This is a genomic window from Pseudomonas sp. KBN12P06040, assembly GCF_037574965.1.
Taxonomy (GTDB): Bacteria; Pseudomonadota; Gammaproteobacteria; order Pseudomonadales; family Pseudomonadaceae; genus Pseudomonas; species Pseudomonas aeruginosa.
This window is the reverse complement of the sequence record NZ_JBBELS010000001.1, coordinates 404,368-428,396: the sequence shown is the minus strand read 5'-3', so window position 1 is coordinate 428,396 and position 24,029 is coordinate 404,368. Positions and strand designations below refer to the sequence as shown.

Below are 24,029 nucleotides of genomic sequence, written 5' to 3'. Positions count from 1 at the left end.
ATGCCCTTCGTTTCCTACGCGCAGAACCTGGAAGACGTCCGACTCTGGCGGGCCCTGAAACTCTTCCCCAGGGGGTTCTACATCGACGTCGGCGCCAACCACCCGCGGATCGACTCGGTCACCCTGGCGTTCTACGAGCGCGGCTGGCGCGGCATCAACATCGAACCGCTGCCCCACCTGCACCGCGAGCTGGAGCGGGAACGGCCGGAAGACCTCAACCTGAACCTCGCCATTGGCGAGCGCGAAGGCCGCGCCACGCTCTACGAGATGGCCGCCTCGGGTCTCTCCACCCTGGACCCCGAGCTAGCCCGCCAGCGCCAGGCCGAGGGCTGCACGGCCACTCCGCGCGAAGTGAAGGTCAGCACCCTGGACGCGATCTGCGCGGCCCATGTCGAAGGGCCGATCCACTTCCTCAAGATCGACGTCGAAGGGCTGGAAGGCGCGGTGCTCCGCGGCCTCGACCTGAACCGCTGGCGCCCGTGGCTGATCCTCGCGGAAACTCCGTTCGACCACGACCCCGAGTGGAAAGCGCCGCTGCTCGCCGCGGGCTACCGTTTCGTCCACTTCGACGGCCTTAACGGCTATTACCTGGCGGAGGAACAGGCCCGCCTGGAAGGCGCCTTCGCGCTACCGCCGAACCTGCTGGACGACTTCCAGCTCTGCCATGGCCACGCCATGAGCCATCCGGTCGCACCGCTGGAGCAGGCCCTGGAGCAGGCGCTGCAACGCGCAGAAGATGCGGAGCGGGCTTTGCGGGACTGGCGCGCGCTTCCCTGGTACCGCCGCCTGTTCGGTTGAGCGGAGCCGACGGCTCCGCCGAAGGGTCAGACCGCGACCGGTGCCTTGATGTGCGGATGGGCCTCGTAGCCGACCAGCTCGAAGTCCTCGAAGCGGAAGTCGAACAGATCCTTCACCTCGGGATTCAGCTTCATGCTCGGCAACGGCAGCGGCTCGCGGGTCAACTGCAGGTCGGCCTGCTCCAGGTGGTTGGCGTACAGGTGGCAATCGCCGCCGGTCCAGATGAACTCGCCCGGCTGCAGGCCGGCGACCTGCGCCACCATCAGGGTCAGCAGGGCATAGCTGGCGATGTTGAAGGGTACGCCGAGGAAGATGTCCGCCGAACGCTGGTAGAGCTGGCAGCTGAGCTTGCCGTCGGCGACGTAGAACTGGAACAGCGCGTGGCAGGGCGGCAGGGCCATCTCGTCGATCAGCGCCGGGTTCCAGGCGGAGACGATCAGCCGGCGCGAGTCCGGACTCTTCTTCAGCATCGCCATCAGGTTGGCGATCTGGTCGATGTGGCGGCCGTCCGGCGCCGGCCAGGAGCGCCACTGGTAGCCATACACCGGGCCGAGGTCGCCGTTCTCGTCGGCCCACTCGTCCCAGATCGAGACGCCGTGCTCCTTGAGGTAGGCGATATTGGTGGAGCCCTTGAGGAACCACAGCAGCTCGTGGACGATCGACTTGAGATGGCACTTCTTGGTGGTCACCAGGGGGAAGCCCGCGGCCAGATCGAAGCGCATCTGGTGGCCGAACACGCTATAGGTGCCGGTGCCGGTGCGGTCGCTCTTGAAGGTGCCGTGCTCGCGCACGTGGCGCATCAGGTCGAGGTACTGTTTCATCGGAGGCTCGGATCGATATCGGTGCGGCGCCGACGTGGCGGCTCCCACCGAGGGATGACAGAAGGATGGCCAAGTCTACGGCGACGGAGCCTGCATCGCCAGTTCGGCGCGACCGGCGCAAGCCATGCACGCCCTGGCGCGGAAAGCCGGCTGCCCGGAGCGGATGACGCCTGCGACGTTATCCGCCCCGGGCACGAAAAGCGGCTCAGGCCGTCTTCGGCTGCGCCGCGTCGCGGCGGTAGGCCCAGACCATCAGGGCAATGCCGGCCAGCACCATCGGTACGCAGAGCACCTGGCCCATGGTCAGCCAACCCCAGGCGAGGTAGCCGAGCTGGGCATCCGGCACGCGGACGAATTCGACGACGAAGCGGAAGATCCCGTAGCACAGCACGAACAGGCCGGAGACCGAGGCGGTCGGCCGTGGCTTGCGGGTGAACAGCCAGAGGATGACGAACAGCGCCACGCCTTCCAGGGCGAACTGGTACAGCTGCGAGGGATGCCGCGGCAGCGGGCCGCCGTTGGGGAAGACCATGGCCCAGGGCACATCGCTGACCTTGCCCCACAGCTCCGAGTTGATGAAGTTGCCGATGCGCCCGGCGCCCAGGCCGATGGGCACCAGCGGGGCGATGAAGTCCATCAGCTGGAAGAAGCTCTTGCCATGGCGCTTGCCGAACCACCAGACCGCCAGCATCACGCCGAGCAGACCGCCATGGAAGGACATGCCGCCTTTCCAGACCTCGAAGATCAGCGTCGGGTTGGCGATGTACTCGTCCAGGTTGTAGAACAGCACGTAGCCCAGGCGGCCACCGAGGATCACGCCGCAGGCGACCCAGAAGACCAGGTCGGAAAGGCGCTCCTTGGTCCAGGTCGGGTCGAAGCGCTTCATCCGGCGCGACGCCAGCAGCCAGGCGCCGCCGATCCCGATCAGGTACATCAGCCCGTACCAGTGGATCTTCAGCGGGCCGATGGCCAGCGCAACCGGATCGATCTGGGGATACGTCAGCATCGATAACTCCTACGACAGAAAAGCGAGATCGGGGGTCAGGAAACTTATGCCCACGCTGAACAGCAGCAGGGCGAACAGTCGCTTGAGTACACGCGGCGACAAACGATGCGCCAGGCGCGCGCCGAAGCGGGCGAACAGCATACTGGTGGCAGCGATGCCGACCAACGCCGGCAGATAGACGTAGCCCAGGCTCCACTCCGGCAACTGCGGGTTGTGCCAGCCGACCGCGATGAACGACAGGGCGCCGGAAATGGCGATAGGTAGGCCGCAGGCCGAGGAAGTCGCCACCGCCTGCTGCATCGGCACGCTGCGCCAACTGAGGAAAGGCACGGTCAGCGAACCGCCGCCGATGCCGAAGATCGCCGAGGCCCAGCCGATCACCGCGCCGGCCAGGGTCAGGCCGCCCTTGCCGGGCACCTCGCGGCTACCCTTTGGCTTGAGATCGAGAACCATCTGCAAAGCGACCAGGATGGCGAACACCCCGATTATCTTCTGCAACAGCAGCCCCTTGATCTGCGCCGCGGTCAGCGCGCCGAGGGCACTGCCGATGAGGATGCCGAGGGTCATCCAGGCGAACACCGGCCAGCGCACCGCGCCGCGCCGATGGTGTTCGAGAATGGAATTGATCGAAGTGAAGACGATGGTCGCCAGGGAGGTGCCGACCGCCATCTGGGTCAGGACGTCGCCGCCGAAACCGTGCGCGGTGAAGCTGAAGACCAGCGCCGGGACGATGATCAGGCCGCCACCGACGCCGAACAGTCCGGCCAGCACGCCGGCACAGGCGCCCAGCACGATATAGAGGAGAAACTCCATGCACGCCCCCGTTGGAAAGCCGGCATGGTAACGGAATTGCGCGCCGTGCGGCAGGCGTCGTGCTTGAACGGCGATGGCGGATGCCTTTAGCCTGACGGCCAGCCCATCCCAAGGACCGCGCATGTGCCTGATCGTCTTCGCCTGGCAACCGGGGCACGCCCTGCCGCTGCTGGTCGCCGCCAACCGTGACGAATTCTATGCCCGCCCGAGCCTGCCGCTGGCGGCCTGGGAGGACGCCGAGGGGGTATTCGCCGGACGCGACCTGGAGGCCGGCGGCACCTGGCTGGGGCTCGGCCCGGCCGGCCGTTTCGCCGCCCTGACCAACGTCCGCGATCCGTCGCAGGCTCTCGGCAAGCGCTCCCGTGGCGAACTGGTGGCGGACTTCCTGCGCGGCGGCGGCAACCCGGCCGACTACCTGGCGCAGGTCGCCGGGCGCGCTGCGGACTATTCCGGCTTCAACCTGCTCATTGGCGATCGCCATCAGCTCTGGCACTACAACCCCCGCGTAGGGCCACCGCGCCTGCTGCCGGCGGGGGTCTACGGGCTGTCCAACGCGGCCCTCGATACGCCCTGGCCGAAGCTGCTCAAGGCTCGCGCCGCCCTCGCCGAGCGGCTTGCCGAGCCGCATCCGCAGGCCCTGCTGGAGCTGCTGGCCGACGCAGCGCCGGCCGCCGACAGCCAGTTGCCGGATACCGGCGTGGGTCTGGCCACGGAACGTCTGCTCTCCAGCGTGTTCATCGCCAGCCCGAGCTACGGCACTCGCGCCAGCAGCGTCGTACGGGTACACGCCGACGGCACGCGGGAGATGATCGAGCGCAGCTTCGGGCCGTCCGGCGCCCGGCTCGGCGAGGTCAGCCTGGTGCTGCCGCCAGGCTGACCTTCAGCAACAGGCCACGCAATCGCGACGCTGCTTGGCCCGATAGAGGGCGTCGTCCACCCGGCACAGCAGCAGGTCGAGGGTCTCGCCATCGTTCAGCACGCCGACGCCGAAGCTGGCGGTCAACCGCTCGCCCATCTCGAAGGACTGCGAGCGAACCCGCTGGCGCAGGCGTTCGGCCAAGGCCGCCGCGGCCTCCAGGCCGGTTTCCGGAAGCAGCAGGATGAACTCCTCGCCGCCCCAGCGCGCCAGCACGTCGACCTCGCGCAGCTCGCTGGCGACCAGGCGGCCGAAGGCGACCAGCACGCGATCGCCGGTGGAGTGGCCGAACAGGTCGTTGATCCGCTTGAAGTGATCGACATCGATCATCATCAGTGCCGTCGCGCGTCCATGGCGCTGCCGGCGCATCCATTCATGGTGCAGGCACTGCTCGAACTTGCGCCGGTTGTACAGCTCGGTGAGCGGATCGATTTCGCTCAGGCGCTGGGCCTCGGCCATCTTCGAGGCCAGCGCCTGGTTGACCCGGTGCAGCGCCTCGGTGCGCTCGGCCACCAGGTCCTCGAGACGCCGGTTCCAGTCGAACAGTTCCTCGTTGCGCTGCTGCAACTCCAGCTCGACCAGCTTGCGCTGATGGATCTCGTGGTGCGCACCGATCATCCGCCGTGGCTCGCCGCGCTCGTCGAACTCGACGAAACGCCCGCGATCGCTGATCCACAGGTAATCCCCGCTGTAGGTGCGGCAGCGGTATTCCTCGCAGTATTCCGGGCTTTCGCCGTCGAGGTAGGCCTGGAAGCTGGCCATCACCCGCGGATAGTCCTCGGGATGGATGATGTTCTTCCAGGTCTCCACGCTCTCCGGCAGGCTATGTGGCGGATAGCCGAGCATCAGGTACCAGCCGGCGCTGCGGCTGACCTGGTTGGTCGCGATGTTCCAGTCCCAGATCCCGTCGCTGACGATCTCCAGGGCATATCGCAGGGTTTTCTCAAGGTCTTCGCGTGACAGCGGAAGAAGACCTGGCGGCTTCGACGCCCGTTCGTCCATTTTGCGGCAATCCCTCGCACGTTCGACTGGCCAGTGGCCTCTACCGAATGGCAGGCAGTCTATACGCTTGCGGGGAAAGCGTAAGCGCCGCACGACGAAGCGTCCGGCGCGCGGGAAATCAGGGCTGGACGGTAGCCGCCGGGTTGATCACGCGACCCAGGCCGAGGTTGCGCAACGCCAGGTGCAGCGAGCTGTGGATGACCTGCGGGTTGTCGAAGGTGAGCAACTGGCCGAGCAGGTCCCGGGCCTTGTCCAGGGTGATCTGGCGCAGCAGCCACTTCACCTTGGGCAGGTTGGTGGCGTTCATCGACAGGCTGTCGAAGCCCATCGCCATCAGCAGCACGGCAGCCGCGGGATCGCCGGCCATCTCGCCGCAGATGCTCACCGGCTTGCCTTCCAGGTGGGCATCGTCGACCACCTTCTTCAACGCATGCAGCACGGCCGGATGCAGGTAGTCGTAGAGGTCGGCGACCCGCGGATTGTTGCGGTCGACCGCCAGCAGGTACTGGGTCAGGTCGTTCGAACCGACCGAAAGGAAGTCGACCTGACGGGCCAGCTCGCGGGTCTGGTACACGGCGGCGGGAATCTCGACCATCATGCCGATGGGCGGCATGGCGATGTCCACGCCCTCGTCGCGCACCTCGCCCCAGGCGCGGTGGATCAGGTGCAGGGCCTCTTCCAGCTCGTGGGTGCCGGAGATCATCGGCAGCAGGATGCGCAGGTTGTCCAGTCCTTCGCTGGCCTTGAGCATGGCGCGGGTCTGGACCAGGAAGATCTCCGGGTGGTCGAGGGTGACGCGGATGCCGCGCCAGCCGAGGAACGGGTTGTCTTCCTTGATCGGGAAGTAGGACAGCGCCTTGTCGCCGCCGATATCCAGGGTGCGCATGGTCACCGGCAGCGGGTGGAAGGCACTGAGCTGCTCGCGGTAGATCGCCAGCTGTTCCTTCTCGCTGGGGAAGCGGTCGTTGATCATGAACGGCACTTCGGTGCGGTACAGGCCCACGCCCTCGGCGCCACGCTCCTGGGCGCGGGCGACATCGGCGAGCAGGCCGGTGTTGACCCAGAGCGGCATGCGGTGGCCGTCGAGGGTCTCGCAGGGCAGCTCGCGCAGGGCCGCCAGGCCCTTGCTCAGCTCGCGCTCCTCGGCGACCACGTCGCTGTACTGGCGCACCAGCTCGGCGGAGGGGTTGGTGTAGACCTCGCCGTGGTAGCCATCGACGATCAGGTCGATGCCGTCGACCTTGGAGTACGGCAGGTCGACCGCCCCCATCACCGTGGGGATGCCCATGGCACGGGCGAGGATCGCCACGTGCGAGTTGCCCGAGCCGAGCACCGAGACCAGGCCGACCAGGCGCCCTTCCGGCACCTCGCCGAGCATCGCCGGCGACAGCTCCTCGCTGACGATGATGGTCTGTTCCGGGTAGGTCAGGTTCTGCTTGCGTTCTTCCTGGAGGTAGGCGAGCAGGCGGCGACCGATGTCCTTGACGTCGGAGGCGCGCTCGCGGAGATAGGCGTCGTCCATCAGCTCGAAGCGCTGCACGTGCTCCATCACCACCTGGCGCAGGGCGCCCTGGGCCCACTGGCCGGTACGGATGATGCGCTTGACCTCGTTGCCGATGGAGGCATCGTCGAGCATCATCAGGTAGACGTCGAACAGCGCGCGTTCTTCCTTGCGCAACTGGCTGGCGAGCTTGCTCGACAGCGCGCGCATGTCGGCGCGAACGCCCTCCAGGGCCTGCTTGAACAGGGCAATCTCGGCGTCGATGTCGTCGACCTGCTTGTCCGGCACCACTTCCAGGTCGGCCGGCGGCAACACCACCACCGCCTTGCCCACCCCGACCCCGGGGGCGCCGGGCACGCCGACGAACTTGGCTTCCTGGATGCCCTTGCCGAGCTTGCCCAGGCCGCGGATCGAACCGGTCGCCTCGGCATGCGCGATGACCCCGGCGAGCTGGGCGCTCATGGTGACGAGGAAGGCCTCCTCGCCTTCGTCGAACTGGCGGCGCTCCTTCTGCTGCACCACCAGCACCCCCATCACCCGCCGATGGTGGATGATCGGCGCGCCGAGGAACGACGCGTAGCGCTCCTCGCCGGTCTCGGCGAAATAGCGGTAGCGCGGGTGGGCGGCGGCGTTCTCCAGGTTGAGCGGCTCCTCGCGGGTGCCGACCAGGCCGACCAGGCCTTCGCTGGGGGCCATGCTGACCTTGCCGATGGAACGCTTGTTGAGGCCTTCGGTGGCCATCAGGACGAAACGCTGGGTCTCGGTGTCGAGCAGGTACACCGAGCAGACCTGGGTACCCATGGCTTCCTTGACCCGCTGCACGATGATGCCCAGCGCCGCCTTCAGATCCTTGGCGGAGTTCACTTCCTGGACGATCTTGCGCAGCGTGTTGAGCATGCTCGGGGCCTTGTCTCCGTGTTCAGTCCCGCGCCAGAAGGCGCGGGGCCAGTTCCTTCAGGGCGCGGCGGTAGACCTCGCGCTTGAAGGTCACCACCTGTCCCAGGGGGTACCAGTAACTCACCCAGCGCCAGCCGTCGAACTCGGGCTTGCTGGTGATATCCATGCGCACGCGCGCCTCGTCGGACATCAGCCGCAGCAGGAACCATTTCTGCTTCTGGCCGATGCACAGCGGCTGGCTGTGGGTCCGCACCAGGCGCTGCGGCAAACGGTAGCGCAGCCAGCCGCGGGTGCAGGCCAGGATGCGCACGTCCCCGGCCTCCAGCCCGACTTCTTCGTTCAATTCGCGATACAGCGCCTCTTCCGGCGTTTCGCGATCATTGATGCCTCCCTGCGGGAACTGCCAGGCTTCCTGATTGATACGCCGCGCCCACAGCACCTGCCCCGCCTCGTTGGCGAGAATGATGCCGACATTCGGGCGAAAACCATCGGAATCGATCACGCTGGGACATCCTCGAAATCGCATGTGCCCGCATTGTTCCATAAAGCTTGTGATAGCGGCAACGCGCGGCTTTGCGACTCGTGCGGGGAGGATACAGGGCCGGCAAAAGCCGGTAGGCTAGGGGTTTTCCCAAGGCCCGGTGGGAGCCTTCGCAAAAGGCTCTCGCGGCCCTCCCGCCACCCGCCAACCGATGGAGTCACCCCGTGCGTCTGGCCCTTTTCGATCTCGACAACACCCTGCTCGCCGGCGACAGCGACCATAGCTGGGGCGAATGGCTGTGCCAGCGCGGCCTGGTCGACGCCGCCGAATACCAGGCGCGCAACGACGCCTTCTATGCCGACTACGTGGCCGGCAAGCTCGACGTCCTTGCCTACCAGGCCTTCACCCAGGCGATCCTCGGTCGCACCGAGATGGCCCAGCTGGAAACCTGGCACCGCCAATTCATGCAGGAAGTGATCGAGCCGATCGTGCTGGCCAAGGGCGAGGCGCTGCTCGCCGAGCACCGCGCCGCCGGCGACCGGCTGGTGATCATCACCGCCACTAACCGCTTCGTCACCGGCCCGATCGCCGAACGACTCGGGGTGGAGACCCTGATTGCCACCGAGTGCGAGATGCGCGACGGCCGCTACACCGGGCAGACCTTCGACGTGCCCTGCTTCCAGGGCGGCAAGGTGGTTCGCCTGCAACGCTGGCTCGACGAGAACGGCCTGGACCTGGAAGGCGCCAGCTTCTATAGCGACTCGCTGAACGACCTGCCGCTGCTGGAGAAGGTCAGCCGGCCGGTGGCCGTCGACCCCGATTCGCGCCTGCGCGCCGAGGCGGAAAAACGCGGCTGGCCGATCATTTCCCTGCGTTGACCCACTGACAGGCGCGCCGTCCGACGGGCGGCGCCACGGCGGACCCAGGATGCCCCACACCGCCCCCGCTCCCGGCTCGCTGCGGCCGGTCGTGATCGTCGCCCTGGTCACCGCGCTATGCCTGGCCGGCGATTCGATGCTTTATATCGCCCTGCCGATCTACTGGCACGAGGTCGGCCTGGAGGCGCTCTGGCAGGTCGGCGTGCTGCTGTCGATCAACCGCCTGATCCGCCTGCCCTTCAATCCGCTGATCGGCCGCCTGTACAAGCACCTGGCACTGAAGACCGGCCTGCTCCTGGCGGTCGTCATCGGCGTGTTGAGCACCGCCGGCTACGGCCTGGCCAGCGGTTTCCTGGCCTGGGTGCTGCTGCGCGGACTGTGGGGGATCGGCTGGTCGTTCCTCCGCATCGGCGGGCTCTCGGCGGTAGTCTACTGCGCCGCCGACCACCAGCGCGGCCGCGCCATGGGCCTGTACAACGGCCTCTACCGCCTGGGCAGCCTGGTCGGCATGCTGCTCGGTGGGCTGCTGGTGCCGGTCCTCGGCCTGCCGGCGCTGGCGCTGTCCTTCGCGTTCCTGGCACTGCTCGGCCTGCCGCTGCTGGCGAAGGGTTTCGACCTGCCGGAGAGTCCCGCCGGACATGCGCGGACCTCCGCCGCAACGGCATCCACCAGCGTCGCCAGGCGCCCGCCGCCGCGCGGCCTGGTGATCCTCAGCGGCTTCGCCACCGCGCTCCTGATCCAGGGCGTACTCGCCGCCACCCTGAGCGCCCTGATCGCCCGCAGCTTCGGCACCGAGGTCAGCCTGCTCGGCCTGGCGCTCAGCGCCGCCGGCCTCTCCGGGATCATCCAGGCCCTGCGCTGGTCCTGGGAGCCCTGGCTGGCCGGGCGCTTCGGTGCCTGGTCGGATGGCCCGCGCGGGCGTCGGCGCTTCTACGTGGCGGCGCTACTGGTCGGCGCAATGGGCTTCGGCCTGCTTTCCAGCAGGCTGCCCATTCTCGCCTGGCTGGCCATCGCCCTGCTGGTGATGCTGGTCGCCACCGCCCTCACCACCCTGACCGACGCCCTCGCCGCCGACGTCGCCCGCGCCGGCGACGTGGTCGGCTTCATGACCCGCTACTCCATCGTCCAGGACCTCGGTGCCGCGCTGGGCCCGGCCCTGGCCTTCCTCCTGCTGGAGCGGCCCGGCGGCTTCGCCTGGTTGTACTGGGGCGGCTCCCTGGCGTTCCTGGTCCTGGCGTTGCTCTGGTTGCGCCGAGCGGACTCTCAGACCGGCTTGTTGACCATCAGGTAGAAGATGACCATGAAGGCGATGAAGGCCGGCCAGCCGAGGATGAACCAGGCGTTCATGTAGCGGTACGCCAGCGGTTCGATGGGCCGCGCCTCGCGCAAGGCCGCCTCTGCCATGTCGCGTACGCGGATCTGCAACCACACCACCGGTAGCCAGCAGAGCCCGGCGAACACGTAGAGGCCCAGGCTCCACAGCAACCAGCCCTGGGCCAGCGACCAGCCGGCGACATGCACCATGGCCAGGCCGCTGAGCGGCTGGAACACCGCGGTGGTGGCGATGAACAGCCAGTCGGCGGTGACCAGGTGGCGGAAGGTCACTGCGATCACCGGCAACTGCCCGCTGCGCCAGGCACGCAGGGCGTAGTAGGCCGACCCCAGGCCGGTGCCGAAAAGAATGGTCGAGGAAAGGATATGCAGGGTCTTCAGCAGCAGGTAAAGGTTCATCCACGGGCCTCCCTGGCTCGAGGTTCGTCGCCCAGCAGCCAGAGCGTGGCCACCATCAGCACGATGTTCTTGCCGACCGCCATGTAGGGGTCGTACCAGTAATGCGGCAGGATCAGGCTGATCGCCAGGCTGTAGCCAAGCATCAGCCAGAACTGCGCCAGCAGCGCGCGCCGACGCCAGCGGCGGAGCAGCAGGCCGACGCCGAGCGCGCCGTCGAGCAGGGCCCCGGCGATCACCGCCAGGCTCGCCGGCCAGCCGTGGATGCCGGCCTCGCCGAGGATCCGCAGGCCCCAGCCGTAACCCGGCCCCAGGCAGGCGACCAGGGTACCCAGCCAGATCAGCACCAGGGCCGCCAGCATCAGCGGCCGCATCAGAGCCGCCAGGCTGCGTGCCGCCTGCGGCCAGCCGAGCAGCCGACTGGCCAGCGGCGCGCAACGATAGCCGCAGGCCTCATCGAGGAGTGCCGGGTCGGCCAGGTTGTCGTGGCGCACCAGCTTCAGCATCGATGGACTCAGTGTCCGCCAGCCAGCACGCCGGCCAAGCCCGCCCAACGCATCGAGAAGCGCCGCGGGCGGCACCACATAGCGGCCGCGCGGCCAACCCTGGGCGCGGCGCAGCTCGTCCAGCAGCTCGCCCTGGGACAGCGCCTGCGGGCCCACCAGCGGAATCACCTGCGCCCGCTCCGGCCAGCAGCGCAGCAAGGCCAGCACCGCGCCGACCAGGTCCTCGACATGCAGCGGTTGCAGGCGCGCGCGATTGTCCAGCAAGGGAATCAGCGGTAGCGGCGACAGGCGTTCCAGCCAGGCGCTGCTGGCGCCGCCCGGCCCCAGCAGCAGGGACGGGCGCAGCACCAGCGCCGGGATGCCCAGTTCCAGCAGGTGGCGGTCGGCCGCCGCCTTGCTGGCGAGGAAGGCCACGTCCGGGTGCGCACCGGCGCCCAGCGCGGAAATCTGCAGGACCTTCGCCCCATGGGCCGCAGCGAGGTCGAAGAGTGCTCGCGCGCCGCTGTCCTGGACGCGAGCCATGCTCGCCTCGTCGAGGCTCATGGTGCCGGCGGCGTTGATCAGCAGGTCGACCCCGGCGGGCCAGGCGAAGCTGTCCGGCCTTTCCGCAAGCCGCTCCAGGTCGAGCGCCAGCCAGCGTACGCCGGCAGGCGCATCGACCGGCGGGCGGCGCGCGGTGAGGAGCAGTTCGTGTCCGGCGGCGAGCAGCGCCGGGAGCAGGTGCCGCCCGACGAAACCTCCCGCGCCTACCAGCAGAATACGCATGCGTTCCTACAGAACCGGCGAAGGCCGGTGAAGTCCATTTCGTTGGCGTTTCAGAGCGGCTTGCTGACCATCAGTACCGCCACCGCGATGAAGCTGGCCGCACCGAGCAGGGCCATGACCAGGCCCACCTTGATCTCGCGCAGGGTCTGCTCGCCCAGCGCGGCCCCCGCCGTCTCGGCGGCGCCGGCCTGGTGCTGGACCCGCGCCAGGCGGCCGGCGAGGACCAGCCAGAAGATGCAGCCGAGCAGATAGAGGCAGGCGCCGAACAGCAGCCAGCTCTGGCCCAACGGCCAGCCGGCCAGGTGCACCAGCCACCAGCCGCTGACCGGCAGGGCCAGCAGGCTGAGCCCCAGCAGCGGCCAGCCGATCAGGCGGACCCGCTTGAAACCGCGCGCGATCCGAGCCGCGTCGCCCGTCCGCCAGCTGCGCCAGGCGTAGAACGCCAGGCCGAGCAGGCCGCCGAAGAGCAGCACGGTGGCGACTCCGTGGAGAATCTTGATCTGGAGAAAATGTTCCATCAGCGCATCCTTGTCCGTGTTCCCGGCCCGTTTGAGGGGCCGGGGGCGGGCTCAGTTCCCGAGGAAGGAGATCACCTGCCCGTGAAGCTTAGCAGCCCGTGTCGGCGAGCCGCCGCGGGTCAGCCGAGGAACAGCTGGTAGGCCGGGTTGGCGGTCTCGTCCCAGTACGGATAGCCGATCGCCTCCAGGGTCTGCGGGATCAGGTGGCGCTCGTCTTCCGGCACCTGCAACCCGGCCACCACCCGGCCGTCGGCCGCGCCATGGTTACGGTAGTGGAACATCGAGATGTTCCAGCGCCCGCCGAGCTTGGTGAGGAAGTTGAACAGCGCGCCGGGCCGCTCGGGGAATTCGAAGCGGAACACCATCTCGTCGCTGACTTTCACCGCATGACCGCCGACCATGTGGCGGATGTGCAGCTTGGCCAGTTCGTTGTCGGTCAGGTCGAGGACCGGGAAGCCCTTCTCGCGCAGATAGGCCACCAGCGCCTCGCGCGGGTCGTTTTCCGGGTGGGTCTGCACGCCGACGAAGATGTGCGCCTCGCTGCCGCTGTGGTAGCGATAGTTGAACTCGGTGATCTGGCGCTTGCCGACCGCCTCGCAGAAGGCCTTGAAGCTGCCCGGCCGCTCGGGAATGGTCACCGCGATGATCGCTTCGCGGCGCTCGCCCAGTTCGGCGCGTTCGGCGACATGCCGCAGGCGATCGAAGTTGACGTTGGCGCCGGAGTCGATCGCCACCAGGGTCTGCCCCTCGGCGCGCTCGCGCTCGACGTACTTCTTGATCCCGGCCACCGCCAGCGCGCCGGCCGGCTCGGTGATCGAGCGGGTGTCGTCGTAGATGTCCTTGATCGCCGCACAGATCTCGTCGGTGCTGACGGTGATCACTTCGTCGACGTGGTCCTTGCAGATGTCGAAGGTGTGCTGGCCGATCTGCGCCACCGCCACGCCGTCGGCGAACAGCCCGACCTGGCCCAGCACCACCCGCTCGCCGGCGGCCATGGCCGCCTGCAGGCAGTTCGACTCGTCCGGCTCGACGCCGATCACCTTGATCTCCGGACGCAGGTACTTGACGTAGGCGGCGATGCCGGCGACCAGTCCGCCACCGCCCACCGGGACGAAGATCGCATCGAGGCGGCCGGGCTGCTGGCGGAGGATCTCCATGGCCACGGTGCCCTGGCCGGCGATGGTGTCCGGATCGTCGTAGGGATGGACGAAGGTGTAGCCCTTCTCGTCGACCAGCTTCAGCGCGTGGGCCAGCGCCTCGGGGAAGGCGTCGCCGTGCAGCACCGCCTTGGCGCCGTGGGCGCGCACCGCCTGGACCTTGATCTCGGGGGTGGTCTTGGGCATCACGATGACCGCCCTGATCCCCTGCCGCTTGGCCGCCAGGGCCAGGCCCTGGGCGTGGTTGCCGGCCGAGGCGGCGATCACCCCGCGGGCCTTCTCCTCCTCGGTGAGCTGCGCGACCTTGTTGTAGGCGCCGCGGATCTTGAAGGAAAACACCGGCTGCAGGTCCTCGCGCTTGAGCAGGACCTGGTTGCCGAGGCGTTCGGACAACTGGCGGGCGGGTTGCAGGGGCGTTTCCACCGCGACGTCGTAGACGCGCGAGGTGAGGATCTTCTTGACGTATTGTTCGAGCATCGGAGGCGGTTCGGCGGACTTCACGGAAGCCCGGAGTCTACTCCAGGCCCGCCGGGCGGACTACCGGCGTGCCGCAGGAAAACACCGCGACTGCCGGTTATCCGGGGCAAGACCGGAGGACGCCAGGCCGCTATAATTCGTCCCTTCGTATCGCAGCGGCACAGGACGTGCCGGAAACCCGCCGGGCCGCCCCGGCCGCGCGCACCCTCCGCCTGCGCCGCCGGGACGGCCGGCCAGGCAACCAGACAGGCACCCGGGATGAACCAGGATCAGCTCAAGCAGGCAGTGGCACAGGCCGCCGTCGACCACATTCTTCCGCACCTCGACAGCAAGAGCATCGTCGGCGTCGGCACAGGCTCCACCGCCAACTTCTTCATCGATGCCCTGGCCCGCCACAAGGCCGAGTTCGACGGCGCAGTGGCCAGTTCGGAGGCCACCGCCAAGCGCCTGAAGGAACATGGCATCCCGGTCTACGAGCTGAACACGGTCAGCGAGCTGGAGTTCTACGTCGACGGCGCCGACGAAAGCAACGAGCGCCTGGAGCTGATCAAGGGCGGCGGTGCCGCGCTGACCCGCGAGAAGATCGTCGCCGCGGTGGCCAAGACCTTCATCTGCATCGCCGATGCCAGCAAGCTGGTACCCATCCTCGGCCAGTTCCCGCTGCCGGTGGAGGTCATCCCGATGGCTCGCAGCCACGTCGCCCGCCAACTGGTGAAGCTCGGCGGCGATCCGGTCTACCGCGAAGGCGTGCTGACCGACAACGGCAATATCATCCTCGACGTGCACAACCTGCGCATCGACAGCCCGGTGGAACTGGAAGAGAAGATCAACGCCATCGTCGGCGTGGTCACCAACGGCCTGTTCGCCGCCCGCCCGGCCGACCTGCTGCTGCTCGGCACCGCCGACGGCGTCAAGACCCTCAAGGCCTGAGCCCGCTCGCCCCAGGCCGATGACCGGTGCGGGGCGACACTGCAACAAAAGCGGCTACGCTGTGTCTCAGCAGACGGCTGGTCCGTTGCGATCCGCCGCACCCCGTGAACAAGGAGCTAGACATGGCAGCCAAATTCCATCTGAAGAAAGCGAAAGACGGCCAGTTCCACTTCAACCTGCATGCCGCCAACGGCGAGATCATTCTCACCAGCGAACTGTACAAGGCCAAGGACTCGGCGCTCGGCGGCATCGAGTCGGTGCGCAAGAACTCCCAGCGCGACGGTGCCTTCGAGGTCAAGCCGGCCAACAACGGCAAGTTCCACTTCGTGCTCAAGGCCACCAATGGCCAGGTCGTCGGCCAGAGCCAGCTCTATGCCAGCCAGGCCAACGCCGAAGCCGGCGTGCAGTCGGTGAAGCGCGCAGCGCCGGAAGCCGGCCTCAGCGACGAAAGCTGATCCAGCCCTGGCCGCCGTCGACGCCGGCGGCGGCCAGGGCCTCAGGACAGCCATTCGATGGCGAACGGCTTGTGCCGGATGCGCAAGCGCCGCGCCTCCTGGCGCGCCTGCGGCGGCCGACGCTCCAGCGCCTCGACGCAGGCCTGCGGATCGTCCAGCGGCAATTCGCCGAGCACGTCCAGCGGCAACTCCCACCAGCGACTCGCCAGCAGTCGCTCGATCAGCTCCGGCGCGAAGCGATAGCGGAGTACCCGCGCCGGCGAACCCGCCACCACCGCGTAGGGCGGCACGTCGCGATTGACCAGCGTTTGCGCGCCGATCACCGCGCCGGTGCCGATCTCCACCCCATCGAGGATCAGCGCGTCGCGCCCGATCCATACATCGTGGCCGATCCGCGCCGGGGTCGCTTCGCGCTCGGGCTGCAACGGCTTGCGCAACAGCTTCGGATTGGCGGTGAAGGCGTGGGTGCTCAGCCAGTGCATTGGATGCGAGCGGCGCGGCTGGCCGATCACCACCCCGGTGGCGATCGAGCAGAAGCGGCCGATGCTGGCCACCTCCAAGAACTCGCAGCCGCTGACCACGTCGGTATAGGCACCGACCTCCAGTGCTGGCGAGTGGATCTTCGCCTTGCCCAGCTTCACGTTCGGCTCCAGCGTCACCTGCGTGCCGTCGCGCAGCGTCTCGACCCCGCTGGCCATGCGGCAACCGTGACGTGCCAGGGCCTTCTTCAGGCGACGGTTGAGCAGGGCTTCGCGGAAAATGTTCATGCGACGGGTATCCAGGAGATCGGCAGGGCGAGCACTGTAAATCGACCGCTCGCGGTTACCAAGCCCCGAAACGGGAAGTCACGCCCCAGTAGCGGCCATCGCCGGTAACACTACGTCCTGCACGAAGCTTCCTGCCCATCGCCAGGAGCGACGCTTCTTACAACCTGGCGACACCGCAGGTCGCCCAGGCGTCAATTCGTGCTCCAAGGACATGAAACGGTCCGCATCCTGCTTTTCGCGGCGCGAGCATCATTCGATGCACCATCGTACCGACACAGAGGAAAGTGCCGTGTTCAAACCATTAGCTGTCGCTGTAGGCCTGGGATGTGCTGCGCTGTCGTTGGGTGCCAACGCCTATCAATACGGGGAATACGCCGGGGAGACCCTGGAGCGCCTGATCACCGACTACCCGGGCCGCTATCGCGGCACCGCCAGCTTCGCCGGTGCCAGCGAACTGATGCAGTCGCGCCTGGGCTTCGGCTACCAGACCAGTCGCCAGGACTTCACCTGGGCCGGCAACCGCAGTTCGCAGAACGTCATCGCCTCGGCGCCCGGCAGCAGCGGGAAGTTCCTTGTACTCGGCGCGCACTACGACACCTACTACGGTCGCCCGACCCTGCAGGGCCTGGACGATAACGCCTCGGGCGCGGCGGTGCTCACCGAGATCGCCCGCAACCTCGGCGGCATCGCCCTGGAGAACGGCCTCGAGGTGGTCGGTTTCGGCGCCGAGGAGGAAGGCCTGCGCGGTTCGCGTGCCTACGTCGAGTCCCTCGACGCCAGCCAGCGCGCCAACCTGCTGGGAATGATCAACCTCGACAGCCTGGTCACCGGCGACAAGATGTACGCCCATGCCGGCTCCAACAGCGTGTCCAACCCGGCCCTCGGCGCCTACCGCGAACAGATCCTGCGCATCGCCCGCGAGCTGGACATCCCGCTGTTCACCAACCCCGGCCTGAACGCCGAATACCCGGCGGGTACCGGCTGCTGCAGCGACGGCGAAAGCTTCAACGGGATGGACATCCCGGTGTTGTTCATCGAGGCGACCAACTGGGAACTGGGTGACCTGGACGGCTACGAGCAGACCGACGACCCGGCGATTCCCGGCGGCTCAACCTGGCACGACCCGGCCGAGGACAACAAGGAAGTACTGACCAACGCCCTCGGCCAGGAGCGCATCGAGCAACGCATGCGCGACTTTTCCCGCCTGCTGACGCGCCTGGTGCTGGAGCTGACCAACGCCGACCTGCTGGCCTCCACCGCCTCCGGCGGCGCCCTGGCGCGGCAGATGGAAGACCAGTTGCAGCGCCAGCACCAGGCACTGACCCGCCTGCACGACCGCCGCTGGCTGACCCTGCTCGGCAGCAACCGGCCGGTAGGCAGCTTCGACGGCGAGGTGGGCGCGGAGGGCGAGGTCTCGCCGGACAGCGGTTTCGACATGCCTGGCGATCCGGAGTCCAGGCGCGCCGGCGTGCATCTGCTCGGCGACTACCGCTACAGCGAGGCCCTGACCCTCGGCGGCAGCCTGGCCTTCCAGCGCAGCCGCGACAAGCTGGACCATGGCGGGCGCATCGAGGGCGACACCTGGCAGCTCGGCCTGTTCGGCCTGTACAACGACGGCGGTCCGGAATGGCTGGCCGGCGAGCTGAACCTCGGGCATACCCGCTACGACAGCAAGCGTTCGGTCTACCTCCAGGCCGCCGGCGGGCCGGTGCTGCTCGACCAGCGTCTGTCGGGCGACACCTCGGCCTGGTCCTGGGGCGCCCGGCTGGAAGGCGGCTATGACTTCAGCTTCGGCGAACTGCGGAGCGGGCCGCTGGCCGGTCTCGACTACATGCGCTACCGCATCGACGACTTCCGCGAGGACGAGGCCCTGCGTACCGCACTCGGCTACGAGAAGCAGGACTACGACTCGCTGGAGGCGAGCCTCGGCTGGCGCCTGCGCGGCGAGCTGGCGCTGGGTGCGAGAATGCGCCTGCAACCCTACGCCAGCCTGCGCTGGGTCCGCGAGCTGGCGGACGGACGCCTGGAGGACATGGACCTGACCAGCCGCGGCGACGGGCGTGTCCGGGTCGCCGACATGGGCGGCGTGGACAAGGATTTCGGCCGCGCCCAGCTTGGCGCGCAACTGGCGATCACCGAGCAGCTCGGGGTCTTCGCCGAAGCCAACAGCCGCTTCGCCCACAGCGAAGGCAACCAGGCGGGCTATTCGCTCGGGGTGAGCTGGCAGTTCTGAGCGGGCCAGGGGACGCTCCTGCCGTCCCCGCAGCCGCGTCAGGGCTGCGCCGGCTCGTCCTTGCTGAACACGTAGAACAGGTTCGGCTCGCTGACCAGGTAGAGCACGCCACGGTCGTCCATCGCCACGCCCTCGGCCTGCGGCACGCTGCGCTTCAGGCCGTGCATGCCGCGCAGCAGCGACAGGGTGCTGACCGGCTCGCCGTCGGTGTCCAGCTCGACTACCAGGCGCGACTCGTCGGACAACGCCAGCAGGTGCCCGGTGCCCTCGTCGAACTGCAGGCTGGACAGGTCGCGGACGAACAGGCGCTTGTCGCGCCCGGGGTCGTCCACCACGTGCACGGCGAACGGTTTGTCCGCCTGGGTGTGGGGGAAACCGTGGATCTCGTAGATGCGCACCGGGTCGCGCTCCTTGGCGACGAACAGGCGCTTGCCCTCGGCGTCGTAGGCCAGCCCCTCGAAACCCTTGTTGCCGTTGAGGCCGATACCCAGCGAAAGCTGCTGGGCATCGGCAGCGTCGATGAAGCGCGTATCGTCCTCCAGGCGCACCTTGACCAGGCGTTGCTGGCGCTCGTCGGTGATCACGTAGACACCGCGGCTGATGTACTCGATGGCCTCGGCGTCGCCGAAGCCGGTCAGCGGGATGGTCCGCAGTACCTTGCCCTGCAAGGACAGCTCGATGATCTGCGCCGGCTGGTTGGTCACGGTGAACAGGGTGCGCCGGTCGGGATCGAAGGTCAGCGCGGAAACGTCGTCGTTCAACCCCTCGATGGGCTGCGCCTCGATCCGCACGCGGTAGTCCGGCAGCCATATCGAGCGCTCTTTCCAGGCATCGGCGTGACGCCACTCCTGGACGGCGAACCAGGCCCGGTCGAAGACGCGGAAGCTCTGGCCGAGAAGGACCAGCGCGGCCAGCGCGACCAGCAGGACGGCCAGCAGCAGACGGCGAGGCGTAAAAGCTCGGGACATGGAAAACGGCTCGGGAGTTTGGGCGTGGATAGTCATAGCATAGAGCCTGTACGCTGTATGGAAACGGGCTGCGCCCGACCTTTCCTACGCAAGCTACGGCTCCAGGCTGAAGCCAAGCTTAAAGTCAGCCAGCCGCCCGGGCGACTCGGACAGGTCCGAGTTTCCTGTCCGAAAGAGACGACAAGAGAGCATCCGCAGTCTTCTTCCAGCGCCACCAGATTGGCCTGTTCGATCCCTTATTGGCCGCATCTATCGTTCTGCGCCCGCGGCGCCCCGGTCATTATCGAACCGCAGCAGGTGAAGCGGGCCCCAGAAACCGCAAAACCTCAACAATAACAACTGCTTGACTGCATGGAATTCAGCATGACCAGCGCGATAGCCATCGAGCGGATCTGCATGGAATTCGGTACCCCCCGGCCAAGGCCTGAAGGCCCTTGACGATGTGTCCCTGGATATCCACGCCAACGAATTCTTCACCCTCCTCGGCCCTTCCGGCTGCGGCAAGACCACCCTCCTCCGCCTCATCGCCGGTTTCGAACAACCCAGCTCCGGCAGCATCCGCCTCTATGGCGAACGCATGGAAGGCCTGCCGCCGTTCCGCCGCCCGGTCAACACGGTGTTCCAGAGTTATGCGCTGTTCCCGCACATGAGCGTCGCCGACAACATCGGCTTCGGCCTGGAGATGCAGGGCCGCCCGCGCAGCGAGATCGACGCCACCGTGAGCCGCATGCTCGAGCTGGTGAAGCTGCCGGAGGTCGGCAAGCGCCGCGCCGACCAGTTGTCCGGTGGCCAGCAGCAACGCATCGCCCTGGCCCGCGCGCTGGCCAGCCGGCCCAAGGTGCTGCTGCTCGACGAGTCGCTGTCGGCGCTGGACCTGAAGCTGCGCAAGGAAATGCAGATCGAGCTGAAGCGCCTGCAGCACGAGACCGGGATCACCTTCATCTTCGTCACCCACGACCAGGAGGAAGCGCTGACCATGTCCGACCGCATCGCGGTGATGAGCAAGGGCAAGGTGTTGCAGGTCGGCACGCCCAGCGACATCTACGAGGCGCCGCTGAACCGGGCGGTCGCCGACTTCATCGGCGAAACCAACTTCCTCGAGGGCCAGGCCGACGCCGACGGCGTGCGCCTGGCGGACGGCCAGCGGCTGGCCGCGACGACCCCGGGCAGCGGCGCGGTGACCCTGGCGATCCGCCCGGAGCGCACCGAACTGGCCGCCGACGGCCAGTTGGAAGGCGTGCTGGAAAACATCGTCTATGTCGGCACCGATACCGTCTACCACCTGAACGTGGCCGGCCAGCCGGGCTTCCGCGTGCGCCAGCAGAACCGCGACGGCGCACGCTGCCCGCACAGTCCGGGGGCGAAGGTGCGGGTGCGGATTCCCGCCGCCGCCATCCGGGTGCTCGCCGAATGAGCACCGCCGGGCGACCTACCGCGCAACAGTCGGCCGAACGCCGGCAGCTGCGTCGGCGCCTGCTGCTGAGCAGCCCGGCGATGCTGATGCTGGTGCTGTTCCTGGTGATCCCGCTGGGCATCATGTTCGCCGTGTCGATCCAGCAATCCGGCGACTACGGCGGAGTGAAATGGGGCCAGCACAGCCTGGAGGCCTACCTCAATTTCCTCTGGGAACGCGACCTGGACGACAGCCTGGTGTTCAACGCCGACTACCTGGGCATCTTCCAGCGCTCGTTCTGGCTGTCGCTGCTGACCACCCTCGGCTGCCTGGCACTCGGCTTCCCCACCGCGCTGTACCTGGCGTTGCAGCCGGAACGCCGGCGCAACCTGCTGCTGTTCCTGGTCACCGTGCCGTTCTGGACCAACCTGCTGGTGCGGGTCTACGCCTGGATCCTGCTGCTGCGCAACGGCGGGCTGGTGGACGCCAGCCTGCAAGGCATCGGCCTGACCGACACCGGGCTGGGGCTGCTCTATACCGATAACGCGGTGATCATCGGCCTCCTTTATACCTACCTGCCGTTCATGGTGCTGCCGATCTACACCAGCCTGGAAAAGATGGACTGGCGCCTGGTGGAGGCGGCATTCGACCTCGGCGCCAACCGCTGGAAAGCGCTGCGCCGGGTGATCGTGCCGCTGGCGATGCCGGGGATAGTCGCCGGCTGCATCCTGGTATTCATCCCGGCCCTGGGCAGCTACATCATTCCGGAATTGCTCGGCGGCGGTAAGGCGCTGATGATCGGCAACCTGATCCAGCTGCAATTCGGTACCGCGCACAACTGGCCCTTCGGCGCCGCCCTTTCGTTCGCCCTGCTGGCCTTCGTCCTGCTGGCGATGCTGATCCACAACCTGCGCTTCCGGGCCAACGCCGGCGGAGGCCAGCCATGAACGGCCGCAATCCACTCTGGACCTTCAGCGGAGTGCGCCAGGCCGCCTGGCTGTTCTTCGCCTTCCTCTACATCCCGATCCTGGTGCTGGTAGCGCTCAGCTTCAACAGCGGCCAGTCGGCGACGCTCTGGGAAAGCTTCAGCCTGAAATGGTACGCGGTGGTGGCCAACGATCCGGAAATCCTCCGCGCGGCGAAGAACTCGCTGATCGTCGCCACCCTCGCCACCCTGGCCTCGACCGTCCTGGCCACCCTCGCCGCGCTGGGCATGCGTGGTCGCGCCTTCCGCGGACAGACCCTGATGAACGGCGTGCTCGGCCTGCCGCTGCTGGTGCCGGAGATCGTCACCGCGGTGGCGACCCTGATGTTCTTCTCCTTCATCGGCCTGAAGCTGTCGTTGTTCACCATCCTCATCGCCCACATCGTGTTCTGCATCCCCTTCGCCTACCTGCCGATCCGCGCCCGCCTGGAGGGCCTGGACCCGCGCCTGGCGGAGGCCGCCGCCGACCTCTACGCCTCGCCGTGGAAGGCCTTCTGGAAAATCACCCTGCCGCTGCTGATGCCCGGCGTGCTGTCCGGGGCGATGCTCGCGTTCATCATCTCGATGGACGATTTCGTCATCACCTATTTCGTCGCCGGCGCCGGCGCAACCACCCTGCCGGTGTACATCTTCAGCTCCATCCGCATGGGCATATCCCCGAAGATCAATGCGATTTCATCGATCATCCTCATGATTTCCATCGCCTTCGTCGCCCTGTCGTACTACCTCGGCCAACGCCGCCGCTGAGAATCTGCCTCCACGAAGAAAAAACAGAAGATCGCCAGGAGTCCACCATGACCTACCGCACACCGCTCACCCTGCTCTTCGCCGCCGGTCTAGCCCTGGGCGGCCAGGCTCGCGCCGAAGGCACCCTGCACTTCGCCAACTGGTCGGACTACTACCCGCCGGAGTTGCTGAAGAAGTTCGAGAAGGACACCGGGATCAAGGCCACCCTCGACGCCTACGACAGCAACGAGACGCTGCTGGCCAAGCTCAAGGCCGGGGGCGGCGCCTACGACGTGGTGGTGCCGTCGGACAGCTTCATAGAGATTTTCGTCAAGGAGGGGCTGCTGCAAAAGCTCGACAAGAGCCAGTTGCCGAGCCTGGGCAACCTGAAGGAAAACTTCCGGACCCTTGGCTTCGATCCCGGCCACGACTACAGCATTCCCTATCTCTGGGGCACCACCGGCTACAGCTACGATACGGCGAAGGTGCCGGGCGGCAGGCTGGAAGAAAGCTGGAAGCCGTTCTTCGAACCACCAGCCGAGCTGAAAGGCAAGGTGGTGGCGCTGAACTCCATCGAGGAACTGTTCATTCCCGCCACCTACTACCTCGGCATCGACGAATGCACCGAGGACGCCAGGGAAGCGCAGAAGGTCCTCGACCTGCTGCTCAGGCAAAAGCCGGCGCTGGCCATGTACAACAGCGACGGCACCATCGAGCGCATGGCCGCCGGCGAGGTCGCCATGCACCAGCAGTGGAACGGCGCCTTCCACCGCGCCCACGCCCAACGCGCCAGCCTCGAATACGTCTATCCGAAGGAAGGCATCCGGCTGTTCATCGACAACTTCGCGATTCCGCGCGACGCCAGCAACGTCAAGGAAGCCCACGTCTTCATCGACTGGATGATGCGCCCGGAGAACATCGCCGCCGCCTCCAACTTCGCCAAGTACAACAACGCCATCGTCGGCTCGGAGAAATTCATGGAGAAGGCGCTGTTCGACGACCCGGCGATCAACACCCCGAAGGACAAGCTCGACCGCCTGAAGCCGTTCAAGCTCTGCTCGCCGAAAGCCCTGGCGTTGCGCAGCAAGGTCTGGACCAAGCTTAAGAAATGATCGACGCGGCGCTGGCGGCCAGCTCGCGCCAGCGCTGGCCGGCCAGCCAGTTTGGCCATCTCGATCCCTTTTTGACCGTCTACAGGGTTCTCCCCGGCGAAACCGGATTGCTAGAGTCGAACCGCGCCCTCCTCGAGGGGTCGCCCGGAGCCGCGGAAACGGCGCCGGCAGAGCCCAAGGGAACCTCGCGACCGCG

The 24,029-nt window shown here is 67.3% G+C and carries 22 protein-coding genes and 1 pseudogene; 11 read left to right on the top strand and 12 right to left on the bottom strand.

The genetic code is table 11. The features are described 5' to 3' along the window. Entirely contained in the window at window positions 1-798 is a 798-nt protein-coding gene (locus VQ067_RS01970) for an FkbM family methyltransferase (RefSeq protein ID WP_003112965.1), read from the top strand. A gap of 26 nt (window positions 799-824) precedes the next feature. Here the strand turns inward: VQ067_RS01970 and VQ067_RS01965 are convergent, their stop codons facing one another. From VQ067_RS01965 to VQ067_RS01955, 3 genes are all read right to left on the bottom strand, one after another. Beyond that, window positions 825-1,619 (bottom strand): thymidylate synthase, encoded by a 795-nt coding sequence (locus tag VQ067_RS01965; RefSeq protein WP_033990773.1) that lies wholly within the window; start codon window positions 1,617-1,619, stop codon window positions 825-827. A 205-nt stretch (window positions 1,620-1,824) separates the two neighbouring features. Continuing rightward, on the bottom strand, window positions 1,825-2,625 hold the full coding sequence (gene lgt / locus VQ067_RS01960) for a prolipoprotein diacylglyceryl transferase (RefSeq protein WP_003128900.1): 801 nt from the start codon (window positions 2,623-2,625) through the stop codon (window positions 1,825-1,827). 9 nt (window positions 2,626-2,634) lie between these two features. Beyond that, window positions 2,635-3,438 (bottom strand): sulfite exporter TauE/SafE family protein, encoded by an 804-nt coding sequence (locus VQ067_RS01955; protein ID WP_003128899.1) that lies wholly within the window; start codon window positions 3,436-3,438, stop codon window positions 2,635-2,637. Between the two features lie 121 nt (window positions 3,439-3,559). On the opposite strand from VQ067_RS01955, the gene VQ067_RS01950 reads away from it, so the two are divergent. Further along, complete coding sequence (locus VQ067_RS01950; protein WP_003084407.1) at window positions 3,560-4,315, top strand: NRDE family protein; 756 nt, start codon at window positions 3,560-3,562, stop codon at window positions 4,313-4,315. A 3-nt stretch (window positions 4,316-4,318) separates the two neighbouring features. Here the strand turns inward: VQ067_RS01950 and VQ067_RS01945 are convergent, their stop codons facing one another. The 3 genes from VQ067_RS01945 to VQ067_RS01935 form a co-directional block, all read right to left on the bottom strand. Further along, a complete protein-coding gene (locus VQ067_RS01945; RefSeq protein ID WP_016254322.1) occupies window positions 4,319-5,356 on the bottom strand; it encodes a sensor domain-containing diguanylate cyclase in 1,038 nt (345 codons plus the stop codon). Between the two features lie 118 nt (window positions 5,357-5,474). Next, window positions 5,475-7,754, bottom strand: a complete 2,280-nt coding sequence (gene ptsP / locus VQ067_RS01940; RefSeq protein ID WP_003084404.1) for a phosphoenolpyruvate--protein phosphotransferase — start codon at window positions 7,752-7,754, stop codon at window positions 5,475-5,477. Window positions 7,755-7,776: 22 nt separating this feature from the next. Further along, window positions 7,777-8,256, bottom strand: a complete 480-nt coding sequence (locus tag VQ067_RS01935; protein ID WP_003084400.1) for an RNA pyrophosphohydrolase — start codon at window positions 8,254-8,256, stop codon at window positions 7,777-7,779. A 203-nt stretch (window positions 8,257-8,459) separates the two neighbouring features. Here VQ067_RS01935 and VQ067_RS01930 point away from each other — a divergent pair, with 203 nt between their 5' ends. Both VQ067_RS01930 and VQ067_RS01925 read left to right on the top strand, forming a co-directional pair. Then, on the top strand, window positions 8,460-9,113 hold the full coding sequence (locus VQ067_RS01930) for a histidinol-phosphatase (RefSeq protein WP_033990772.1): 654 nt from the start codon (window positions 8,460-8,462) through the stop codon (window positions 9,111-9,113). Window positions 9,114-9,162: 49 nt separating this feature from the next. Next, window positions 9,163-10,404, top strand: coding sequence for an MFS transporter (locus VQ067_RS01925; protein ID WP_340080804.1), 1,242 nt, complete (start codon window positions 9,163-9,165; stop codon window positions 10,402-10,404). Here the strand turns inward: VQ067_RS01925 and VQ067_RS01920 are convergent. The 4 genes from VQ067_RS01920 to ilvA form a co-directional block, all read right to left on the bottom strand. Further along, complete coding sequence (locus VQ067_RS01920; protein WP_003084393.1) at window positions 10,377-10,844, bottom strand: DUF2269 family protein; 468 nt, start codon at window positions 10,842-10,844, stop codon at window positions 10,377-10,379. The genes VQ067_RS01925 and VQ067_RS01920 overlap by 28 nt on opposite strands. Beyond that, window positions 10,841-12,112: an SDR family oxidoreductase gene (locus VQ067_RS01915; RefSeq protein WP_033990770.1), complete on the bottom strand. Its 1,272-nt coding sequence runs from the start codon at window positions 12,110-12,112 to the stop codon at window positions 10,841-10,843. The genes VQ067_RS01920 and VQ067_RS01915 overlap by 4 nt, the downstream gene beginning before the upstream one ends. A 50-nt stretch (window positions 12,113-12,162) precedes the next feature. After that, window positions 12,163-12,630: a DUF2269 domain-containing protein gene (locus tag VQ067_RS01910; protein WP_003084389.1), complete on the bottom strand. Its 468-nt coding sequence runs from the start codon at window positions 12,628-12,630 to the stop codon at window positions 12,163-12,165. A 119-nt stretch (window positions 12,631-12,749) separates the two neighbouring features. Further along, entirely contained in the window at window positions 12,750-14,288 is a 1,539-nt protein-coding gene (gene ilvA, locus VQ067_RS01905) for a threonine ammonia-lyase, biosynthetic (protein ID WP_017001827.1), read from the bottom strand. A 234-nt stretch (window positions 14,289-14,522) separates the two neighbouring features. Here ilvA and rpiA point away from each other — a divergent pair, with 234 nt between their 5' ends. Next, window positions 14,523-15,194 (top strand): ribose-5-phosphate isomerase RpiA, encoded by a 672-nt coding sequence (gene rpiA / locus VQ067_RS01900; protein ID WP_003084386.1) that lies wholly within the window; start codon window positions 14,523-14,525, stop codon window positions 15,192-15,194. 122 nt (window positions 15,195-15,316) lie between these two features. Then, window positions 15,317-15,649 (top strand): YegP family protein, encoded by a 333-nt coding sequence (locus VQ067_RS01895; RefSeq protein WP_003110581.1) that lies wholly within the window; start codon window positions 15,317-15,319, stop codon window positions 15,647-15,649. A 41-nt stretch (window positions 15,650-15,690) separates the two neighbouring features. Here the strand turns inward: VQ067_RS01895 and VQ067_RS01890 are convergent, their stop codons facing one another. Next, window positions 15,691-16,416 (bottom strand): CatB-related O-acetyltransferase, encoded by a 726-nt coding sequence (locus VQ067_RS01890; RefSeq protein ID WP_033990769.1) that lies wholly within the window; start codon window positions 16,414-16,416, stop codon window positions 15,691-15,693. A 289-nt stretch (window positions 16,417-16,705) separates the two neighbouring features. On the opposite strand from VQ067_RS01890, the gene VQ067_RS01885 reads away from it, so the two are divergent. Beyond that, window positions 16,706-18,649 carry an autotransporter outer membrane beta-barrel domain-containing protein gene (locus VQ067_RS01885; RefSeq protein ID WP_033990768.1) on the top strand — a complete coding sequence of 648 codons (1,944 nt, stop codon included), beginning with the start codon at window positions 16,706-16,708 and terminating at the stop codon, window positions 18,647-18,649. A gap of 38 nt (window positions 18,650-18,687) precedes the next feature. Here the strand turns inward: VQ067_RS01885 and VQ067_RS01880 are convergent, their stop codons facing one another. After that, the gene (locus tag VQ067_RS01880) at window positions 18,688-19,653 is read right to left on the bottom strand and encodes an SdiA-regulated domain-containing protein (RefSeq protein WP_014602377.1); all 966 of its coding nucleotides are present in this window, start codon (window positions 19,651-19,653) and stop codon (window positions 18,688-18,690) included. Between the two features lie 327 nt (window positions 19,654-19,980). Between VQ067_RS01880 and VQ067_RS01875 the strand changes: the two are divergent. The 4 genes and pseudogenes from VQ067_RS01875 (at window position 19,981) to VQ067_RS01860 (ending at window position 23,833) form a co-directional block, all read left to right on the top strand. After that, window positions 19,981-21,031 (top strand): annotated as a pseudogene (locus VQ067_RS01875) (ABC transporter ATP-binding protein). Continuing rightward, a complete protein-coding gene (locus VQ067_RS01870; protein WP_033990766.1) occupies window positions 21,028-21,957 on the top strand; it encodes an ABC transporter permease in 930 nt (309 codons plus the stop codon). Before VQ067_RS01875 ends, VQ067_RS01870 begins: the two are co-directional and overlap by 4 nt. Next, a complete protein-coding gene (locus tag VQ067_RS01865) occupies window positions 21,954-22,742 on the top strand; it encodes an ABC transporter permease (RefSeq protein ID WP_003084366.1) in 789 nt (262 codons plus the stop codon). The genes VQ067_RS01870 and VQ067_RS01865 overlap by 4 nt, the downstream gene beginning before the upstream one ends. Window positions 22,743-22,789: 47 nt before the next feature. Beyond that, entirely contained in the window at window positions 22,790-23,833 is a 1,044-nt protein-coding gene (locus VQ067_RS01860) for an ABC transporter substrate-binding protein (protein ID WP_033990764.1), read from the top strand. Window positions 23,834-24,029 lie beyond the last annotated feature (196 nt).

Excerpts from the sequence above, each read along its gene's own strand:
- VQ067_RS01910 (WP_003084389.1), bottom strand. The coding sequence starts at position 12,630 with ATGGAACATTTTCTCCAGATCAAGATTCTCCACGGAGTCGCCACCGTG.
- VQ067_RS01950 (WP_003084407.1), top strand. The coding sequence starts at position 3,560 with ATGTGCCTGATCGTCTTCGCCTGGCAACCGGGGCACGCCCTGCCGCTG.
- ptsP (WP_003084404.1), bottom strand. The coding sequence starts at position 7,754 with ATGCTCAACACGCTGCGCAAGATCGTCCAGGAAGTGAACTCCGCCAAG.
- VQ067_RS01945 (WP_016254322.1), bottom strand. The coding sequence starts at position 5,356 with ATGGACGAACGGGCGTCGAAGCCGCCAGGTCTTCTTCCGCTGTCACGC.
- lgt (WP_003128900.1), bottom strand. The coding sequence starts at position 2,625 with ATGCTGACGTATCCCCAGATCGATCCGGTTGCGCTGGCCATCGGCCCG.
- VQ067_RS01955 (WP_003128899.1), bottom strand. The coding sequence starts at position 3,438 with ATGGAGTTTCTCCTCTATATCGTGCTGGGCGCCTGTGCCGGCGTGCTG.
- VQ067_RS01915 (WP_033990770.1), bottom strand. The coding sequence starts at position 12,112 with ATGCGTATTCTGCTGGTAGGCGCGGGAGGTTTCGTCGGGCGGCACCTG.
- VQ067_RS01895 (WP_003110581.1), top strand. The coding sequence starts at position 15,317 with ATGGCAGCCAAATTCCATCTGAAGAAAGCGAAAGACGGCCAGTTCCAC.
- VQ067_RS01870 (WP_033990766.1), top strand. The coding sequence starts at position 21,028 with ATGAGCACCGCCGGGCGACCTACCGCGCAACAGTCGGCCGAACGCCGG.
- VQ067_RS01925 (WP_340080804.1), top strand. The coding sequence starts at position 9,163 with ATGCCCCACACCGCCCCCGCTCCCGGCTCGCTGCGGCCGGTCGTGATC.
- VQ067_RS01920 (WP_003084393.1), bottom strand. The coding sequence starts at position 10,844 with ATGAACCTTTACCTGCTGCTGAAGACCCTGCATATCCTTTCCTCGACC.
- rpiA (WP_003084386.1), top strand. The coding sequence starts at position 14,523 with ATGAACCAGGATCAGCTCAAGCAGGCAGTGGCACAGGCCGCCGTCGAC.
- VQ067_RS01890 (WP_033990769.1), bottom strand. The coding sequence starts at position 16,416 with ATGAACATTTTCCGCGAAGCCCTGCTCAACCGTCGCCTGAAGAAGGCC.
- VQ067_RS01970 (WP_003112965.1), top strand. The coding sequence starts at position 1 with ATGCCCTTCGTTTCCTACGCGCAGAACCTGGAAGACGTCCGACTCTGG.
- VQ067_RS01965 (WP_033990773.1), bottom strand. The coding sequence starts at position 1,619 with ATGAAACAGTACCTCGACCTGATGCGCCACGTGCGCGAGCACGGCACC.
- VQ067_RS01880 (WP_014602377.1), bottom strand. The coding sequence starts at position 19,653 with ATGACTATCCACGCCCAAACTCCCGAGCCGTTTTCCATGTCCCGAGCT.
- VQ067_RS01860 (WP_033990764.1), top strand. The coding sequence starts at position 22,790 with ATGACCTACCGCACACCGCTCACCCTGCTCTTCGCCGCCGGTCTAGCC.
- VQ067_RS01865 (WP_003084366.1), top strand. The coding sequence starts at position 21,954 with ATGAACGGCCGCAATCCACTCTGGACCTTCAGCGGAGTGCGCCAGGCC.